15 protein-coding genes are annotated in these 17,220 nt (G+C 68.4%); 11 read left to right on the top strand and 4 right to left on the bottom strand.

Translation table 11 applies throughout. The features are described from left to right. Nucleotides 1–104 precede the first annotated feature (104 nt). Complete coding sequence (locus tag MNR00_RS10395; protein WP_241925856.1) at nt 105–824, top strand: alpha/beta hydrolase; 720 nt, start codon at nt 105–107, stop codon at nt 822–824. A gap of 149 nt (nt 825–973) precedes the next feature. Here the strand turns inward: MNR00_RS10395 and MNR00_RS10390 are convergent, their stop codons facing one another. Both MNR00_RS10390 and MNR00_RS10385 read right to left on the bottom strand, forming a co-directional pair. Then, a complete protein-coding gene (locus MNR00_RS10390) occupies nt 974–1,843 on the bottom strand; it encodes an aminoglycoside phosphotransferase family protein (RefSeq protein ID WP_241925855.1) in 870 nt (289 codons plus the stop codon). Beyond that, complete coding sequence (locus MNR00_RS10385) at nt 1,840–3,255, bottom strand: RNB domain-containing ribonuclease (protein WP_241925854.1); 1,416 nt, start codon at nt 3,253–3,255, stop codon at nt 1,840–1,842. The genes MNR00_RS10390 and MNR00_RS10385 overlap by 4 nt, the downstream gene beginning before the upstream one ends. A 57-nt stretch (nt 3,256–3,312) precedes the next feature. Between MNR00_RS10385 and MNR00_RS10380 the strand changes: the two genes are divergently transcribed. The 5 genes from MNR00_RS10380 to MNR00_RS10360 all read left to right on the top strand — a co-directional run bounded on the left by MNR00_RS10380 (nt 3,313) and on the right by MNR00_RS10360 (nt 9,856). After that, nucleotides 3,313–4,083 carry an isocitrate lyase/phosphoenolpyruvate mutase family protein gene (locus MNR00_RS10380; protein ID WP_241925853.1) on the top strand — a complete coding sequence of 257 codons (771 nt, stop codon included), beginning with the start codon at nt 3,313–3,315 and terminating at the stop codon, nt 4,081–4,083. A 43-nt stretch (nt 4,084–4,126) separates the two neighbouring features. Beyond that, nucleotides 4,127–5,881, top strand: a complete 1,755-nt coding sequence (locus MNR00_RS10375) for a proline--tRNA ligase (protein WP_241925852.1) — start codon at nt 4,127–4,129, stop codon at nt 5,879–5,881. Between the two features lie 573 nt (nt 5,882–6,454). Then, nucleotides 6,455–7,762, top strand: coding sequence for a nucleotide disphospho-sugar-binding domain-containing protein (locus MNR00_RS10370; protein WP_241925851.1), 1,308 nt, complete (start codon nt 6,455–6,457; stop codon nt 7,760–7,762). Between the two features lie 12 nt (nt 7,763–7,774). Further along, complete coding sequence (locus MNR00_RS10365; protein WP_241925850.1) at nt 7,775–8,809, top strand: TIGR00730 family Rossman fold protein; 1,035 nt, start codon at nt 7,775–7,777, stop codon at nt 8,807–8,809. 69 nt (nt 8,810–8,878) lie between these two features. After that, a complete protein-coding gene (locus MNR00_RS10360) occupies nt 8,879–9,856 on the top strand; it encodes an alpha/beta fold hydrolase (RefSeq protein ID WP_241925849.1) in 978 nt (325 codons plus the stop codon). A 1-nt stretch (nt 9,857) separates the two neighbouring features. On the opposite strand, the gene MNR00_RS10355 is transcribed toward MNR00_RS10360, so the two are convergent. Further along, nucleotides 9,858–11,213: an FAD-dependent oxidoreductase gene (locus MNR00_RS10355; protein ID WP_241925848.1), complete on the bottom strand. Its 1,356-nt coding sequence runs from the start codon at nt 11,211–11,213 to the stop codon at nt 9,858–9,860. 125 nt (nt 11,214–11,338) lie between these two features. Here MNR00_RS10355 and nusA point away from each other — a divergent pair, with 125 nt between their 5' ends. From nusA to rbfA, 4 genes are all read left to right on the top strand, one after another. After that, a complete protein-coding gene (nusA, locus tag MNR00_RS10350; protein WP_241925847.1) occupies nt 11,339–12,328 on the top strand; it encodes a transcription termination factor NusA in 990 nt (329 codons plus the stop codon). Between the two features lie 51 nt (nt 12,329–12,379). Beyond that, nucleotides 12,380–12,652, top strand: a complete 273-nt coding sequence (locus MNR00_RS10345; RefSeq protein ID WP_241925846.1) for a YlxR family protein — start codon at nt 12,380–12,382, stop codon at nt 12,650–12,652. A 94-nt stretch (nt 12,653–12,746) separates the two neighbouring features. Further along, a complete protein-coding gene (gene infB, locus MNR00_RS10340) occupies nt 12,747–15,536 on the top strand; it encodes a translation initiation factor IF-2 (RefSeq protein ID WP_241925845.1) in 2,790 nt (929 codons plus the stop codon). A 62-nt stretch (nt 15,537–15,598) separates the two neighbouring features. Beyond that, nucleotides 15,599–16,030 (top strand): 30S ribosome-binding factor RbfA, encoded by a 432-nt coding sequence (gene rbfA / locus MNR00_RS10335; protein ID WP_241925844.1) that lies wholly within the window; start codon nt 15,599–15,601, stop codon nt 16,028–16,030. 2 nt (nt 16,031–16,032) lie between these two features. Here the strand turns inward: rbfA and MNR00_RS10330 are convergent, their stop codons facing one another. Further along, nucleotides 16,033–16,665, bottom strand: a complete 633-nt coding sequence (locus MNR00_RS10330) for a TetR/AcrR family transcriptional regulator (RefSeq protein ID WP_241925843.1) — start codon at nt 16,663–16,665, stop codon at nt 16,033–16,035. A gap of 93 nt (nt 16,666–16,758) precedes the next feature. Between MNR00_RS10330 and MNR00_RS10325 the strand changes: the two genes are divergently transcribed. Continuing rightward, nucleotides 16,759–17,220: a hypothetical protein gene (locus MNR00_RS10325; RefSeq protein ID WP_241925842.1), complete on the top strand. Its 462-nt coding sequence runs from the start codon at nt 16,759–16,761 to the stop codon at nt 17,218–17,220.

The raw sequence follows: 17,220 nt of genomic DNA, 5'->3' as shown, positions 1-17,220 counted from the left end.
GCCTGCGGCTCGCTCAACGACCGGGAGAGAGGGAGACCCGCCTGCGGCTCGCATAACGACCGAGGCACAGGGGCATCCTTCGACGCATCTGCTTGACTGACTGGATGCTGCTGAACGCGATCGAGACCGGGTCGGGCGATCGCGTCGCCCTGCTGCTGCACGGAATGATGGGCTCGGCAGAGAGCTGGTGGCGCATCGCGCCGCTGCTGGCCGACAACGGCTTCCGCGTGATCGCGCTCGACCTGCCGGGGCACGGGTTGTCGCCCCGCGATGAACGCTGCACCGTGGCATCCGTCGCCGACGACGTCGTCGAGACGCTCGCCGCGCGCGCTCCTGGCGCGCGCATCCAGGCGATAGGGCATTCCTACGGCGGTACGGTGCTCGCCGCCGTCGCCGAGCGGATGCCGATCGAACGAGCGGTCTTCGTCGATACGACCTGCGCATTCGAAGGGGGCGAAGACCACGCAGCGCTCGCCGCGCGGTACGAAGCCGACCGCCTCAAGCGCACGGACCCCGCATGGCTGCTGGCCAGTCGTCCGTTCTACAGCGAGACGGATGCCAGGAACGAGGCGTGCGCAGCGGAGCGGTTCGATCCGATGACTGCCGCGTCGATCTCAACTGGCGACGATGTCGCGCATGAGCCTGCCCCTGGCAGCATCCTCGTGAGAGCGCGACCGAGCAGCTTCGTCCCCGACGAGACGGCAGAACGTCTCGCCGCACGCGGTGTGGATGTCCGTGACATCCCCGGTGCCGCGCACTCCGTCTGGTACAGCCATTTCGAGGAGTTCCGCGCCGCGCTTCCGGAGTTCTTCGTGCTCAGCTGAAAGGCGCCACCAGGCAGTACTCCGCATCGAGCTGGAAGAACACCAGCATTCCCGACCGCACGGCCAGCATTCCGGCCGAAATCGTGCAGATCTCCCGAGCCCCGGCACGGACGGAGGGCCCCAAGGCACACGCTCACGCGCGAAGCGCCTCAGAACGCGCCGAGGGCCTCGGTCAGCATCCGATGTCCCTGCGCCTCGAACGCCTCGTCACCGATCGTGAAGGCCCAGCAAGCCGTGCCAACGGCTTCGCGCAGGGCATCCATCCGCCACCGTTCCGGATCGCGTGGATCCGCGCCGTACCCCGTGACGGATCCGTGCCCCGAGAAGAACGCCGCCTCCAGATCGGGCCGGCTGCGCCACTGCCCTGCAGCCAGGCGCACCACATCGGTCGCAGCAGGGCGAAAGGCGAAGCGCCCGAAGTCGATCACGCGCACGACGTCGGCATCGATCAGCCAGTTGCGCGGCTGCCAGTCGCCGTGCGTCGGCACCAGATCCACCGCGGGCGCCGGGTCGGTGGAGAGGATGCTCCGCGCACGAGCCGCGACGTCAGCGTCCACCCGGTGTTCGCCGTCGAGCCAGCGCAGCGCCCGTGCGTTCACGCGGGCTTCGTGGTCGGCATCCGATCGCGACGACTGCGCGTGCAGCCGCCGCAGCAGCGCGCCGGCTTGCGCGTAAGTGCTCGGATGCCCCTCCGCAGGTGTCCCCTGCACCAGCACGCCAGGCAGGTACTCGAGAACCATCACGCGCGCGGCCACATCGGCATCGATCAGTCGCGCGGCATGGCCGGTCTGCACCAGCGGGCTCGTCCACCCATCGTGCGCGGCGATTTCACGGTCGAGGTGATGATTCGCGGCATCCCCGGCCTTCACCACGACGTCGCTCTCGGCGCCGTGCACGTGCAGCACCGTCGACGCCATGAGCTCCCACGACATGTCGCGCACCAGGGTCGCCCCTGGCACCCGCGCCTGCACCCACGCCGCCTGCGACGAAGAGAGACGTCCGCCGTGCCAATCGCTCACGCGAACTCCACCACACCCTTGGCGATGTCAGTGCGCACGAGCTTCAGCGAGACAGTGCTTCCCGGCTTGGTCCCGGCAGCAACCCGAGCCGTCGCCGTCACCGCCGGCTCCGCCAGCTGCACCGCAGCCCGCTCCTCACCGCGCAGCTCGATCACGGTCGCCTCGATCGTCTGACCCACCAGCGGACTCAGCAGCGCCGCCTCGACGCGGTTGATCGTGTCGGAGTCCAGTCGGGATGCCCGCTGACCCGACTCCTGCATGAGATCCGGCAGCTCTGAGAGCGACGCGCGCGCCCAGTCCGGTGCCTGCTCGCCGCGCGAAGCCGCCAAGCAGATCGCCAGCGACCAGCGGTCGACGAGTCGGCGCAGGGGAGCGGTGGCGTGGGCATACGGCGCCGCGATCGCGGCCTGCTCGGTCACGGACGGCACCTGCCCGTCGAAGGCGACGTACCCTGCGCCGCGGAACAGCGACGCCGAAGCCTCGAGCACGGGAAGTGTCAGTGGGTCGGCGCGGTCGAGGCCGCGCAGATACTCCCCATACTTCCCCTCGCGCCACGGCCGCCCCAGCGCCTCAGTCTGGTGGCGGAACCGCGCGAACGCCTGCTCATCGGGTGCCGGCATGGTGCGCAGCACGCCGACCTTCGCGTCGAGCATCAGCTGCGCCGCTGCCATGCCCGTCATCAGCGACAGCTGCGCATTCCAGTCCTCGATCGGCAGAGGCTGGCGGCGCTCGATGTCGTAGCTGCCGTCCGACCGCTGCACGACCTCCTCGTCCGGCAGGTTCAGGCTGGCGCCACCGCGCAGCATCTCCTGTGCCTGACGGGCAGCACCCACCTCGGGAAGCAGCGCGAGCGGGCCTTCGTCACCGCGTTCCAACGACTCCTGCGCTGCCACGTAGTCGAGCTGCGCACGCGAGCGGATCAGCGCCCGCTCCAGACGGAACTCAGAGACCGAGCCGTCAGAATCCAGCGCGAACGTCCACACCAGCGCGGGGCGATCGACGTCGGCCAGCAGCGAAGCGCGATCTTCGGAAAGCACCCTCGGATGCAGCGGAATCATGCCGTCGGCCAGATACAGCGTCTGTCCGCGCTGGCGAGCCTCGGCATCCACCGCCCCACCCGGGGCCACGAACGACGGCACATCGGCGATCGCGTACCGCACCTGGAACCCGCTGCCGGCGCGCTCGAGGTGGAACGCCTGATCCAGATCCTTCGAGCCCGCGGGGTCGAGGGTCACGAATGGCACGGCGCGCAGGTCGAGGTCCGGTTCGGGGGCGACGGCCGACTTCGCCTCAGCCAGGGCCTCGGCGGAGAACTCCGTCGGCGCCTCGATCTCGGAACGGAGCTCGGCGAGGGCTGCGGCCAGCTCACTCTGTGCGGCTGATGGGGCGACGTGCGATCGGCGCTGAGGCATGCCACCACATTACGCACGACCGCCCCGGCCAGTATCCGGCGCAGTAGCGTTGGCAGCATGACGAATGCAGAGAAGGCACGCACGCTGACCGCCCTGTACGACGCGCCGGAGATCCTCCGGGTCGTCAATATCTGGGACGTCGTCTCAGCCAAGGCCGTCGCCGCCCTCCCCGAGACGAAGGCGCTCGCGACGGCAGGGCACTCCATCGCCGCCACGTTCGGCTACCCCGACGGGCAGATCCCGCGCGAGCTCATGCTCGACATGGTCGGCCGCATCGCAGCATCCGTCGACCTGCCCGTCTCCGCCGACCTCGACGACGGCTACGGCGACGCCGGCGAGACCACGCGCCTCGCGATCGGCGTCGGCATCGTCGGCGCCAACATCGAAGACCGGCTGAAGCCGTTCGCCGAGTCCGTCGCCCAGGTGGAGGCGATCGTGAAGGCCGGCGAGGCCGAGGGCGTCGCGTTCGCTCTGAACGCGCGGACGGATGCCATCGTGCGCGGCGGAGACAAGCCGCTCGCCGACAAGCTTGCGGATGCTGTTGCGCGTGGCCGCGCCTATCTCGACGCCGGCGCGACCGCGGTCTTCGTCCCAGGCATCCTCGACGCCGATGCCACCCGCGCCCTGGTCGATGGGATCGGCGTGAACAAGGTGAGCGTCATCGGGCTGCCCGGTGCGCTGACCGCCTCCGAATACGAGGCGCTCGGCGTCAGCCGCATCTCGTACGGGCCTATGGTGCAGCGCGTGGCACTCACCCGCGTGCAGGATCTCGCGACCGACCTGTACGCGCACGGCGCCATCCCGAAGGACACCCGCGCTCTGAACTGACACCGCGACGAAGGCGAGTGGCCACGATCAGTACAATCGAGGGGTGGTCACTCGTCTAACGAACTTCTTCCTCCGCACGCTCCGCGAAGACCCGGCAGGTGCCGAGGTCGCCAGTCACAAGCTGCTGATCCGCGCCGGGTACATCCGGCCGCAGGCCGCCGGCATCTTCGCCTGGCTGCCGCTCGGGCTGCGCGTGAAGGCGAAGATCGAGACGGTCGTGCGCGAGGAGATGGGCGCCGCTGGTGCGCAGGAGGTGCACTTCCCCGCGCTGATGCCCCGCGAGGCCTACGAGGCGACCGGTCGCTGGGAGGAATACGGCGACCTGCTGTTCCGCCTGCAGGACCGCAAGGGCGGCGACTACCTGCTCGCCCCCACGCACGAAGAGGCGTTCACGCTGCTGGTGAAGGACCTGTACTCGTCGTACAAGGACCTGCCGCTGACGATCTACCAGATCCAGGACAAGTACCGCGATGAGGCGCGTCCGCGCGCCGGCCTGCTGCGCGGCCGCGAGTTCACCATGAAGGACGCGTACTCGTTCGACGCGTCCGACGAGGGGCTCGACGCCAGCTACATGGCGCAGCGCGATGCCTACGAGCGCATCTTCCAGCGACTCGGCCTGGAGTACGTCATCGTGCAGGCGGATGCCGGTGCGATGGGCGGCTCGCGCAGCGAGGAGTTCCTGCACCCGACTCCCGTCGGCGAGGACACCTTCGTGCGCAGCGACGGCGGCTACGCAGCCAACGTCGAGGCCTACACGACCACGGCACCCGCCGCAGTCGGCTGGGACGACGCCGCAGCGGCGACGATCTTCGACTCGCCGGATACCCCCACCATCGACACCCTCGTCGCGCACTCCAACGCCGTGCTCGACGGTGAGTACACCGCCGCCGACACGCTGAAGAACGTCGTGCTGGCGCTCACCCACCTGGACGGCACGCGCGACCTCGTCATCGTCGGCATCCCCGGCGATCGCGACGTCGACATGAAGCGCGCCGAGGTCGCCTTCGCACCCGCCGAGGTCGAGCCCGCGACAGACGCGGACTTCGAGAAGCACCCCCTGCTGGTGCGCGGCTACATCGGACCCTGGTCGCCGACCGGAGCCGTGCTCGGCGAGGAGTCGGCCACTGGCATCCGCTACCTCGTCGACCCTCGCGTCGCCGATGGCACCCGCTGGATCACCGGCGCCAACGTCGATGAGAAGCACGCCCACACCGTCATCGCCGGTCGTGACTTCGCCAGCGACGGCATCATCGAGATCGCGAACGTGCGCGACGGCGACCCCGCTCCTGACGGCTCGGGTCCTGTCACGATCGCTCGGGGCATGGAGATCGGACACGTCTTCCAGCTCGGCCGCAAGTACGCCGAGGCGCTGGGGCTGAAGGTGCTCGACCAGAACGGCAAGCTCGTCACGGTCACGATGGGCTCGTACGGCATCGGCGTCACGCGCATCCTTGCGATCATCGCCGAGCTGAACAACGACGAGAAGGGCCTCATCTGGCCGGCATCCGTCGCACCGTTCGACGTGCAGGTCGTCGCAGCCGGACGCGACCAGGTCGCGTTCGACGTCGCAGAGGACATCGCGAGCCAGCTCGAGGCCGCCCGCCTCGACGTGCTCTACGACGACCGCGTGAAGGTCTCGCCCGGCGTGAAGTTCGGCGACGCCGAACTCGTCGGCGTGCCGAAGATCGTCATCGTCGGCCGCGGTGCGGCCGACGGGCAGGTCGAGCTGTGGGACCGTGCCAGCGGAGACCGCGAGACGATGTCGGCGTCGGATGCTGTCGCGCGCCTGACCCGCTGACGCAGTCGACTGCGCGGTCAGGCGTCTCAGTCGCTGGCGCGGACGTTCGGTGCGCGCCGATGCCGAGATGTCAGAAGCCGTGGCCTTGGGTGGCAGGGTGTCGGATGCTGGGGTGTAGAGGCCTGCAACCTCCGCCGTCCCGGCAGCATCCACGGCGTCCTGCTCGTCCTGCACCGACATGCCGGCGGTGACCGCACCGGACGCCGCCCCTGCCGCCACCCCGGCTGCCGCAGCCTTCGACCGACTCGATGCGTCGACTGCGCTGTCGTCAGCAGACCAGGAGTCGGACGCGTCTGAATCATCCCGAGATCTGCTCTTCGATGGCCCGAGAAGAGCGTTGGCCAGATATCCGAAGCCCTTGAGGAGCTCGCCGCGCACCTTGCGCCGGCTCCCCTGGTTGCGCCGTGTTCGCACCATGACCGCTGTCCTCCCCGATGCGCACAGAGGTGCGATGTGGTCATCTTCCGGCACGCGCGGCAGCCGCCGCATGCTGGTTTCGTCCATCACGGGCGATCCCTGCGCTTCGGTGTTTATACGGTGGTCGGATGCGCATCCGGGCGGGAGAATCGGCGCATGAGTCGATTCCTGCTCACCGCGATGCCTTTCACAGGGCACGTCGGCCCGATGGCCGCCGTCGCGCGCGAGCTGGTGCGCCGCGGTCACGAAGTGCGGTTCTACACCGGCTCCCGCTTCCGCGATCGTGTCGAGGCGAGCGGCGCGCAGCTGGTGTCGTGGCAGCGTGCGCCCGACTTCGACGAGAACGATCTCGCTGCGACGTTTCCGCGTCTGATCGGCAAGAAGGGCACTCAGCAGCTGCTGGTGAACATGGTCGACTGCTTCATCCAGACGGCTCCGGCGCAGACTCTGGACCTCGCCGCCGAATGGCAGCGTGAGCCATGGGACCTGCTTGTCGCTGACGAGACATCCGTCGGGGCCGTGCTCTTCGCGCAGACGAAGCGGATGCCATGGGCGACCCTCGCCGTGCTGCCGCTGATGCTTCCAGGTCCTGGCGGACCGCCGAGCGGACTCGGACTTCACCCCGGCACCAACCCGATCACGCGCGCCCGCGACGCGCTGCTGCGCGGCGCCGTACCGCTCGTCTCGCGACCGCTGGTGAAGGCGCTGGACGCCGCTCAACTGGACGTCGGTCTGAAGGCGACGCATCGCACGATGGAGCGCATCGTGTTCTCACCCACGCTGGTCATGGCGAGCGGCTCCCCGTTGCTCGACTACGACCGCGCCGATCGGCCAGCGCACCTGCAGTTCGTCGGCGAGGTGTCGGCGGTGCCTCCGTCGATGCCCCTGCCGGACTGGTGGCCCGATCTCGACGGGCGCCGCGTCGTGCTGGTGACGCAGGGCACGCTGAACATCGACCCGGAGGACCTCGTCAGGCCGACGCTCGAGGCACTTGCGGACCGTGATGTGCTGGTCGTCGCGACGACCGGCATCGCTGGACGCGACACTCTGCCGTTCCCCGTGCCCTCGAACGCGAGGGTGGCCGGCTTCGTGCCGTTCGCCGAACTGCTGCCTCGAGTCGACCTCGCCGTGACCAACGGCGGATGGGGCAGCACCGTCGCAACTCTGCGGCAGGGCATTCCGCTGGTGGTCGCCGGCGGCGATCTCGACAAGCCGGAGGTGGCGGCCAGGGTGGCATGGAGCGGCGCCGGGGTGAATCTGCGCACCGGCACTCCTAAGGCGGCGGGCGTGGCGGCCGCGATCGATCGGGTCCTCGCGGACCCGTCGATCAGGGAGGCTGCCGGGCGGGTGGGGGCTCAGCTGCGCTCGCTCGGGGGCGTGACAGCTGCGGCCGACCTGCTGGAGAGGACAGTGGTGCATGCGTGGTCGGGCGAGCTCAACGGCGGAGAGCCGGAAGAATCGTGACATGGTGGATGCATGACCGACGATGCGCGCCCAGACGATCTTGCTGCCGATATCGCGACGATTCTCGATGACGCCGGGATCGTTTCGAACCGGACGCTGGTGGAGCGGATGCTGCAGAGCAGCATCCGACTCGGTCAGGAGGACACCGACCGACTCGATCTGAAGATCGCCTCGGCGGCGCTCGCAGAGATGGGTGACGCGTTCCGGCTGTTCCGTCCCTACGCGCAGATTCCGAAGGTGACGGTCTTCGGCTCGGCGCGCACCCAGGAGGACGATCCGCTCTACGGGCAGGCAGGCGACGTATCAGCGGCGCTCGCCGCGGACGGATGGATGGTCGTCACCGGTGCCGGGCCTGGCATCATGCGCGCGGCTGCGCAGGCGGCAGGAAGCGCGATGGCGATCGGCGTGTCGATCAGGCTGCCCTTCGAGGAGAAGCCGAGCGATGTGATCGCCCAGGGCACCCACCTGGTGCAGATGAAGTACTTCTTCACGCGCAAGCTCATGCTGATCAAGGAGTCGCTCGGCTTCATCTGCCTACCAGGTGGATTCGGCACCATGGATGAGATGTTCGAGCTGCTCACCCTGCAGCAGACGGGCAAGGCCGAGCCGGTGCCGATCGTGCTGCTCGATGAGCCGGGCGGAACGTTCTGGCGCGGGCTCGAGCGCTTCGTCGACGAGAACCTGGCCGCAGGCGGCTTCATCTCGACGGGCGACCTGGACCGCGTGCTGATCACCGACTCGGTCGACGCGGCAGTCGCCGAGATCACCGGTTTCTGGCACAACTACGACTCGCTGCGCTGGGTGGGGGACCGCCTCGTCCTGCGGCTGCGGAACGCGCCGACGGATGCCGAGATCGCGGAGCTGAACGAGCAATTCGGGGATCTGCTGCTTCGCGGAGCCATCGAGCGCACTGAGCCACTGAGCCCGGAGCGCGCCGATGACGACCGGCTCGAGCTGCCGCGCGTGTCACTCGCGCTGAATCAGTTCAAGGTCGGTGCGCTGCACCGCCTGATCCGCGCGATCAACACATTGCCCTCGGCGCGCTGAAGGCCCCGCCAAGGCTTCACTGGTTCCCCCGGGCCGCCGCATCGTGGCGTCCGGTGGCATCATGAGAGCGTGACGCACTCCACAGAGGTGAGCTGGCAGGTCGACGGCATCGACATGTTCGGAACGTTCGTCAGTCCGGAGGGCGCAGGTCCCCATCCCGCTGTCGTCATGGTCGCCGGAAGCGGACCGACCGATCGCGACTGGACCTCCCCGCTGCTGCCAGGAGCCAACGGCACGGCCGCGCTGCTCGCCGAGGCGTTCGCCGCCGACGGCATCGCCTCGCTGCGCTACGACAAGCGCGCCTCGGGTCCGCACGTCGCCGAGAACCTGCCTGCGATGGTCGGCAGGATGAGCATGCAGTCCCACCTCGACGAGCTGGTCACCGCGACGCACGTGCTCGCCGAGCGGCAGGACGTCGATGCCGCCCGCATCATCGGCCTCGGCAACAGTGAGGGGTGTCTGCACGTGCTGCACTACGCGACGAGCGCGCAGAAGCCGGAGTTCGCCGGCATCGTGCTCGCCGCACCTCCAGGCCGCAGTATCGGCGCGGTGCTGCTCACGCAGTTGCGCACACAGCTCGGCCTGGTGCCGAACGGCGCAGAGCTCTTCCCGCTCGTGGAGCAGGCCGCCGCCCGCTACAGCGCCGGAGAGGCGATGTCACCGGACCCGCGCCTGCCGGAGGGGGTGCGGATGGTGCTGTCCAGTTTCGAGGCGCCGGCGAACCTGCCTTTCGCGCGCGAGCTCTGGGCGGAGGACGCCACCGTCGCGCTGCCGGACGTGCAGGTCCCTGCCCTCGTGCTGATCGGGCGCAAGGACGCGCAGGTCGACGCGGATCTGGACGGAGGCCCGCTGCAGGCTGCGGCCGCAGGAATGGCCGAGGTGACCTTCGCATTCCCGGCGAACGCCAACCACGTTCTCAAGCAGGATCTGCGCTCGCCGCAGGAACGCGCTGCGGCACCTGGTTCTGGCTACAACGAGCCGGACGCGGTGCTCGATCCGGAAGCTGCCGAGACGATCCGCACCTGGATCCGCGACCTGCTGAGCTGACTCAGCTCTTCGCTGCGCGCTCGCGGGCGGTGATGGCGGCGGCGAACGCCGTGAGATCGACCGGGTGGCCGAGGATGCGCTCGGCTGCCCGATGCCCCGAATAGTACGCGGCGCCGACAGTGGCGGGCTCGTCACCCCACGTCGCCTCGCCGGCAAAATGCAGCTCGCCGTCGACGGGGCCGGCCAGCGCATCGTGATCGTGATGCGACGAACCGGTCGCCAGGTGCGAGTACGAGCCGTTGGAGTACGGATCCCGCCCCCAACTGGTCACCCACTGCGCGATCGGCTGGCCGACAGCATCCCCGAACAGCGCCCGAAGCGCCATCAGCACGTCCGTCACGATCTCGTCATCGGTCAGATCCTGCAGGTGCCGCCCCAGCGGACCTGCGGCGAACGTGAGCAGCGTCGGGATGCCGCTGATCGCCGATACGTCGTACCAGGAGTGCCAGCGTTCGCCCGCCTCGCCGAGTGCGCGGATCACGTAGCTGTCGTCCTGCCAGAACCGCTCGGGGAACTGCAGGAAGATCTTGTTGAACACTCCCATGCCGAGCCGTGCGATGGGACCGGCGACGTCGTCGGGCAGCGCCGGCTCGAACGTGATCGACTCCGCCTTCAGCACGCCGAGCGGCACCGTGATGACGGCGGATGCTGCCGCGAACGCACCATGAGTGCTCGACACGGTCACCCCGCCGGCAGCGCGGGACACCCCGGTGACCTCCGCCTCGAGGCGGATGTCGAGACCCGCTGCCAGTCTTGCCGGGATCTCGTCGTACCCGTGCGGGAAGATCACCTCATCGCCCTCGATGCCGTCCTCATCGAGTCCATGTGCATCCAGGTCGCCGATCCACGCGCCGCACTGCTCCTCGACGCGGTGACGGAAGAACTCCCGGATCTCGTCGATGCGCTCGGGCGACAGGCCGGAGGCGTCCAGTGCGCGCTCTGTGACGTCGAGGTACGTCTCACCGGGGGAGGACGCGGCGATGGCATCCACCAGAGCCCGATCGACGGCTTCGACATCGTCGATCCACTGTGCGCTCGCGGCAGCATCCATCCGCCGCCCGTCGCCGTCGAAGTGCGTCATGGGCCGGCCGCCGACCTGAAAGCTGCCGACCGTGTACTCGAGCGTCGGGATCCGCAGTGCCTGCACGAGCTCCCACAGCGGAGAGTTCTCGACGCCGTGGATCCACGAGGCACCGAGGTCGACAGGGAACCCGTGTGTGCGGTCGGTGCTCATCCGTCCGCCGACGCGATCGCGGGCTTCCAGCACGACAACCCGTCGCCCGGCATCCGCCAGCATGCGCGCGCAGGTGATGCCGGCCATGCCTGCTCCGATGACGATCGTGTCGAAAGCCTCCATGTCGCCCAGTATGCGGGCAGCGGCATACGGCAGTCCAGCGCCCAGGGAGTGCCGCGTTTCGGCTATCCTGTTCTGATGCCCGCAGAGCGTTCTCATGCGGGGAGAGCTTAATAGGGAGGCCGCTGATGGACATCGAACTCGCACTGCTGCGCGGAATCGAGAAAGAGAAGGCGATCCCCTTCGATGAACTCGTGTCGATCATCGAACAGGCGATTCTGACCGCCTACGGCAAGCACGTCTCTGAAGACGGCGCGATCCCCGAGGGCGTACGAGTCGAGCTCGACCGCAAGAACGGCCACGTCGCCGTCCTGCAGCCGGTGCGCGACGAAGAGGGCGCGATCATCGGCGAGGAGGAGACCACTCCAGAGGACTTCGGTCGCATCGCCGCCTACGCTGCCAAGCAGGTCATCGGCCAGCGGCTGCGTGACATCGCTGACGAAGCGGTGCTCGGCGAATTCCGCGGCAAGGAGGGCGACATCGTCGCCGGCATCATCCAGCAGGGCCCTAACCCGCGGATGATCCACGTCGACCTCGGCAGCGTCGAGGCGATCCTCCCTCCTGAGGAGCAGGTCCCCGGCGAGGAGTACACCCACGGCCGTCGTCTGCGCGTGTACGTCACCGGCGTCGCGAAGGGCGCGAAGGGACCGGCGATCACCGTCTCGCGCACCCACCCAGGACTGGTCCGCAAGCTGTTCGCACTCGAGGTGCCCGAGATCGCCGGCGGACTCGTCGAGATCGTCTCGCTGGCGCGCGAAGCCGGCCATCGCACGAAGATCGCGGTCAAGGCGAACGACCCCTCGGTCAACGCGAAGGGCTCGTGCATCGGCGAGATGGGACGCCGCGTCCGCGCCGTCACGGAGGAGCTGGCTGGGGAGAAGATCGATATCGTCGACCACCACCCGGATCTCGCGACGTTCGTCGCCAACGCGCTCTCGCCGGCCAAGGTCACCTCGGCCTTCGTGCTGGATGCGAACACCAAGGCAGTCCGCGCGCTGGTGCCCGACTATCAGCTCTCGCTGGCCATCGGCAAGGAAGGCCAGAACGCCCGACTCGCCGCGAAGCTCACCGGAGCGAAGATCGACATCCAGCCCGACAGCGTGATGGGCGACGCCTGACCGCTCGGATGCCGGTGAGCCGGATTCGGGCGTTCATGGGTGAGGTGTAAGATGGAGCCTGTACGAACGTGTGTCGGTTGCCGCGATCGTGCCTCTCGAACCGCCCTGATCAGGGTGGCTGTACAGAATGGTGAACTCGTCTTCGACGAGCGAGCGGTTCTGCCCGGGAGGGGCGCATGGCTGCATCCGACATCCGAATGTCTGGAGGTCGCGCTGCGGCGCCGGGCATTCGCACGTGCACTACGTGTTTCCCCGTCACTCGGTTTCCCCGAGGCGGATGACGCGCAGATCATCGAACGACACAGTCCGCGAAACAAAGGCTGAACGGCTATGGAAACAAAGTGAACGGCTCGAAATGAGACCCGTCCGCGACTAGTGGTCTGCCCTGCCTGGGTGGACCGACCCAGACAGGAGAATTGTGGCTGCCAAACCACGTGTGCACGAGATCGCCGCTGAACTCGGCGTCGACAGCAAGTTCGCACTCGCGAAGCTCAAGGAGCTCGGCGAGTTCGTGAAGAGCCCGTCCTCGACGGTCGAGCCCCCCGTCGCGCGCAAGCTGCGCGCGGCGATCGAGGCCGACCCGCAGGCGAAGGCGGCGGACAAGGCCGATGCCAAGCCCGCCACGGAGACCGAAGCCAAGCCGGCTGCCAAGCCCGGCGCCAAGGCTGCGGCTCCCAAGGCTCCGACCCCCGGACCCAAGCCCGGCCCGGTCAAGAAGACCACCGAGCCCGAGGCTCCGGCACCGGTCGCAGAGGCTGCGCCGGCGCCGGTCGTCGAGACGCCAGCTGACAGCACCCCTGCGCCCAGCGGCAACGCCCCGAAGCCGGGTGGCAACGCGCCCAAGCCCGGTGGAAGCGCACCGAAGCCCGGCGCACCGCGCCCCGGCAACAACCCGTTCGGCTCTGCTCAGGGCATGGGCCAGCGCCCGGCCGGTCCGCGTCCAGGTAACAACCCGTTCGCGTCCCAGCAGGGCATGGGCCAGCGCCCGACGCCCGGCAACATCCCGCGTCCGCAGGCTCCGCGTCCTGGTTCGCCCCGTGTCGGCGCTCCGCGCCCGGGTCGTCCCGGTGGTGCAGGTGCACGTGGTGGTCAGGGCGGTCGTCCCGGCGCTCCGTTCCAGCAGCGTCCAGGCGGTCCCGGTCGTCCCGGTGGCGCCGGTGGTGCTCCCGGTGCCGGTCCCGGCGCGCGTCCCGGTGGTGGCGGCGGCTTCGCCGGTCGCCCCGGCGGTGGCGGCGGCCGTGGTCGTGGACCCGGCGGTGGCACCGCAGGTGCCTTCGGCAAGGGCGGCGGCAAGAGCAAGCAGCGCAAGTCGCGGCGGGCGAAGCGGCAGGAATTCGAGATGCGGTCGGCGCCGATCGTCGGTGGAGTCAACGTCTCCAAGGGCAACGGCGAGATCATCCGCCTTCGTCGCGGCGCATCCATCGCCGACTTCGCTGACAAGCTCGAGGCGCTGAACGGTTACACCGTCCAGCCCGGCACGCTCGTCACCATCCTCTTCAACCTCGGCGAGATGGCCACGGCCACCGAGTCGCTGGACGAGGCGACCTTCGAGGTCCTCGGTGAAGAGCTCGGCTACAAGATCCAGATGGTCTCGCCCGAGGACGAGGACAAGGAGCTCCTCGAGGGCTTCGGTCTCGACCTCGAGGCCGAGCTGGAGGCGGAGAGCGAGGACGACCTCGAGATCCGTCCCCCCGTCGTCACTGTCATGGGTCACGTCGACCACGGTAAGACCCGACTGCTCGACGCGATCCGCCAGACCAATGTCATCGAGGGTGAGGCCGGCGGCATCACCCAGCACATCGGTGCGTACCAGATCTGGACCGAGCACGAAGGGATCGAGCGGGCGATCACGTTCATCGACACCCCTGGTCACGAGGCGTTCACCGCCATGCGTGCCCGTGGTGCGCAGGTCACCGACCTGGCGATCCTGGTGGTCGCGGCCGACGACGGCATCATGCCGCAGACGGTCGAGGCGCTCAACCACGCCCAGGCCGCGGATGTGCCGATCGTGGTCGCGGTGAACAAGGTCGACAAGCCCGAAGCGAACCCGGCGAAGGTGCGCCAGCAGCTCACCGAGTACGGTCTGGTCGCCGAGGAGTACGGCGGAGACGTCATGTTCATCGACGTCTCGGCTCGCGCCGGCACCGGCATCCAGGAGCTGCTCGATGCAGTCCTGCTGACGGCCGATGCAGGCCTCGACCTCACGGCGAACCCGAACAAGTCCGCTCGCGGTGTCGCCATCGAGGCGAAGCTCGACAAGGGCCGTGGTTCGGTCGCTACGGTTCTCATCCAGTCGGGAACGCTGCGTGTCGGCGACTCGATCGTGGCGGGTACGGCCTTCGGCCGCGTCCGCGCCATGCTCGACGAGAACGGCGATGCTGTCGAAGAGGCAGCACCGTCGCGTCCGGTGCAGGTGCAGGGTCTGAACTCGGTCCCCCGTGCCGGCGACGTGTTCATCGTCACCGAAGAGGACCGCATGGCGCGCCAGATCGCCGAGAAGCGTGAAGCCGTCCAGCGCAACGCTCTGCTGGCCAAGGCCCGCAAGCGCATCTCGCTCGAGGACTTCACCCGCGCTCTCGAAGAGGGCAAGGTCGAGACGCTCAACCTCATCATCAAGGGTGACGTCTCCGGTGCCGTCGAGGCGCTGGAGGAGTCGCTGCTCAAGATCGAGGTCGACGACACCGTGCAGCTGCGGATCATCCACCGCGGCGTCGGTGCGATCACCGAGTCGGACGTGAACCTGGCGACGATCGACAACGCGATCATCGTGGGCTTCAACGTGCGACCTGACACGAAGGCCCGTGAAGCTGCCGCCCGCGAGGGTGTCGACGTGCGGTTCTACTCCGTGATCTACTCGGCGATCGACGAGATCGAGAACTCCCTCAAGGGCATGCTCAAGCCGGAGTTCGAAGAGGTCCAGTCGGGTGTCGCCGAGATCCGCGAGGTGTTCCGCTCCTCGAAGTTCGGCAACATCGCCGGTGTCATCGTCCGATCGGGAACGATCACGCGCAACGCCAAGGCGCGCGTCATCCGCGACGGCGTCGTGCTCGCCGATGGCCTGGCCATCGAGTCGCTGCGTCGCTTCAAGGATGACGTCACCGAGGTCCGCACGGACTTCGAGGCCGGTATCGGCCTCGGCAAGTACAACGACATCCAGATCGGTGATGAGATCGAGACCACAGAGATGGTCGAGAAGCCTCGCGGCTGATCTGAATCGAACGGTGAGGGGCGCCCGCGTGGCGCCCCTCATCTGTCACAGAGGAGAAGGAAATGGCTGGAGAACGACAGGCACGACTCGCGGATCGCATCCGCGTCATCCTCGCCGAGCGTCTGGAGAAGGGGCTGCGTGACCCGCGCCTGGGCTTCGTGACGATCACCGACGTTCGCGTCTCCGGCGATCTTCAGCATGCCTCGGTGTTCTACACAGTCCTCGGCACCGACGAGGAGCGCGCTGCCAGCGGCGCCGCGCTCACTTCGGCCACCGGGCTGCTCCGCAAGGAGGTCGGCAGCCAGCTGAACGTGCGACTGGTGCCGACGCTGGAATTCATCCCGGATGCGCTTCCCGAGAACGCCGGGCACATCGCGGATCTGCTGCGCGAGGCACGCGAGCGCGACGCGGAGGTGGCCAAACTGGCCTCGTCCGCCACGCACGCGGGCGAAGCTGACCCTTACCGTCGCGACGAAGCCGACGAGCAGGACTGAGGTCAGGCCACGAGCAGCTGCTTGAGCGTGCTCGAAGTCCACTCCCTGATGTCCTCGCCCGACCACGCCCGACCGTTGGCCAGCGCCAGGTAGAGCTCAGGTCCGGCGATCGAGAGCGTGATGTCGGTCGCGCGGTCCTGCGTGAGGCCCTCTCGCAGAGCATCATGCTCGGCGAGCTTCGCGCTCAGATGCGCGTACTCGCTTGCGCGTCGCTCCTCGACGCTGCGGTGCACCTCGTCCACCTCCGCATCGGTCAGCGCGCCGATGCGCGCTGCCTCGAGCAGGGGCGAGACCGCTTCGCGGATCGGATGCCGGCGTGCGACGAACCGATCGATCAGAAGCGGTCCGTCATCGGAGTGCGCCATCGCGTGCTCCCACTGCTCGCGGACGTGTGCGTTGGCCACGTCTCGCTCGCGGACGACCGTCGTCTCGATCAGCTCGGCGAGCAGCCGGGGCTTCGTGCCGAAGAAGTAGGACACGGTCTGCACCGCGAATCCTGACCTCCGGGCGATGTCGCCCATCGTCGCGCCGTGGTAGCCGAACTCCACGAACGACGACGCGGCGGCCTGCAGGATCTTGCGTCGCGACCCGGCGGCCTGAGCGCTCCGACGCGATTGGCTCTTGACAGCAGTCATCGATGGAAGTTTACTTGATCCGTTCACTAGTGAGGGGCACTAGTGAATTCGGCCTGGGGGGACACCGGCCGATCATCGAACTGGGGAGTCGTCATGATCACTACCTATCGTGTGCTCGCATACATCATCTGCGCGCTCGTCGCCGTGCAGGCCGCCGCCCATGCGTGGGCGTCCGCCGGCCTGAGCGCATACATCTTCGCCGGAGGGGCGATCGACCTGTCGGCACCGCCGGCGATTCCGGAGTTCCTCGGAATCATGGTGCACGGGATGAACGGCATGTACGTCATCCCGCTGGTCGCGATCGCGCTGCTTGTCGTCGCGTTCCTGGCCAAGACGCCGAAGGCCGTTCCGCTGGCCGTCACGGTCGTCGTGCTGGTGGCGCTGCAGATCACATTGGGGATGCTGTCGCACAGCGTGACCTTCCTCGCACTGCTGCACGGGCTGAACGCCCTGCTGCTGTTCGGCACGGCGCTGGTCGCAGCCAGAACGGTCGGCCGCAGCGCCGCATCGGCGCCGGCCGTCGGAACGGCGACCGCGGCAAGCGTTCGGGGCTGA

This window comes from Microbacterium sp. H1-D42 (genome assembly GCF_022637555.1).
In the GTDB taxonomy this organism is placed as follows: domain Bacteria; phylum Actinomycetota; class Actinomycetes; order Actinomycetales; family Microbacteriaceae; genus Microbacterium.
The sequence above is the reverse complement of the archived record's forward strand: the minus strand, read 5'-3'. Positions and strand labels throughout refer to the sequence as shown.

Bases quoted from the DNA above. Each gene is read 5' to 3' on its own strand.
- MNR00_RS10385 (WP_241925854.1), bottom strand. From the start codon at position 3,255: ATGCCTCAGCGCCGATCGCACGTCGCCCCATCAGCCGCACAGAGTGAG.
- MNR00_RS10355 (WP_241925848.1), bottom strand. From the start codon at position 11,213: ATGGAGGCTTTCGACACGATCGTCATCGGAGCAGGCATGGCCGGCATC.
- MNR00_RS10325 (WP_241925842.1), top strand. From the start codon at position 16,759: ATGATCACTACCTATCGTGTGCTCGCATACATCATCTGCGCGCTCGTC.
- MNR00_RS10395 (WP_241925856.1), top strand. From the start codon at position 105: ATGCTGCTGAACGCGATCGAGACCGGGTCGGGCGATCGCGTCGCCCTG.
- MNR00_RS10380 (WP_241925853.1), top strand. From the start codon at position 3,313: ATGACGAATGCAGAGAAGGCACGCACGCTGACCGCCCTGTACGACGCG.
- nusA (WP_241925847.1), top strand. From the start codon at position 11,339: ATGGACATCGAACTCGCACTGCTGCGCGGAATCGAGAAAGAGAAGGCG.
- rbfA (WP_241925844.1), top strand. From the start codon at position 15,599: ATGGCTGGAGAACGACAGGCACGACTCGCGGATCGCATCCGCGTCATC.
- MNR00_RS10365 (WP_241925850.1), top strand. From the start codon at position 7,775: ATGACCGACGATGCGCGCCCAGACGATCTTGCTGCCGATATCGCGACG.
- MNR00_RS10370 (WP_241925851.1), top strand. From the start codon at position 6,455: ATGAGTCGATTCCTGCTCACCGCGATGCCTTTCACAGGGCACGTCGGC.
- MNR00_RS10345 (WP_241925846.1), top strand. From the start codon at position 12,380: ATGGAGCCTGTACGAACGTGTGTCGGTTGCCGCGATCGTGCCTCTCGA.
- MNR00_RS10330 (WP_241925843.1), bottom strand. From the start codon at position 16,665: ATGACTGCTGTCAAGAGCCAATCGCGTCGGAGCGCTCAGGCCGCCGGG.